Source organism: Bradyrhizobium denitrificans (genome assembly GCF_013179005.1).
Taxonomy (GTDB): Bacteria; Pseudomonadota; Alphaproteobacteria; order Rhizobiales; family Xanthobacteraceae; genus Bradyrhizobium; species Bradyrhizobium denitrificans.
On the sequence record NZ_JABFDP010000086.1, the window covers coordinates 1 to 756 of the forward strand.

The 756-nt window shown below is 61.2% G+C and carries 1 pseudogene; it reads right to left on the minus strand.

Going from position 1 to position 756, the window contains the following annotated elements:
- A pseudogene (locus HL671_RS38725) lies at nt 1-653 on the minus strand (IS5 family transposase); the annotation flags it as partial.
- Between the last annotated feature and the right edge of the window lie 103 nt (nt 654-756).

Consider the following 756-nt stretch of genomic DNA (forward strand, 5'->3'; position numbering starts at 1 on the left):
GATGCGGCGGAAATGCTTCAACTTGTTGAAGAAGCGTTCGATCAGATTGCGCTGTCGATAGAGAGCAGGATCGACCGAACGCTGAACCTTGCGGTCGCGGCAGGTTGGGATGTGAGCGCGCCCGCCACGGCTTTCGACCAGATCGATGAGGGCTCGGGCATCGTAACCGCGGTCGGCGACCAGATCGCGCCCCGGCTCGACCGCTTCGATGAGGGGCGGCGCCACGGTCTTGTCCGAGGACTGGCCCTGCGACAGCACAATATGGACCGGCATGCCGGCCTGATCGACGATGGCGTTTATCTTGGTGCTCAGTCCTCCACGAGAACGGCCGATGGCGTTATCCGGGCCCCCTTTTTACCACCGGCGGCGTGCTGGTGAGCGCGGATGATCGAGGAGTCGATTAACTGCAATGACTGTGGAGACTTCGCTGCCAAGGCCTCAAATATCTGCAGCCAGATGCCCTTCTTGGCCCATCGATTAAAGCGATTGTAGGCTGTTGTGTAAGGGCCATAGCGCTCAGGCAGATCGCGCCACGGCGTGCCAGTGCGCAAGACGAAGAAGATGCCGTTGAGCACCTTGCGGTCATCCGGCCGCGGCCGGCCGTTCTTCTTGCCCTCCGCTCCAGGCAACAGCGGCGCGATGATTGTCCACTCCGTGTCTGAAAGGTCGAAGCGAGCCATCGGGACCTCCTCTTTTGGGAAGCCTTGAATCACTCCGCCCCGTCACCCGCAAGGGGTTTGGGTACAGGACCTAGGC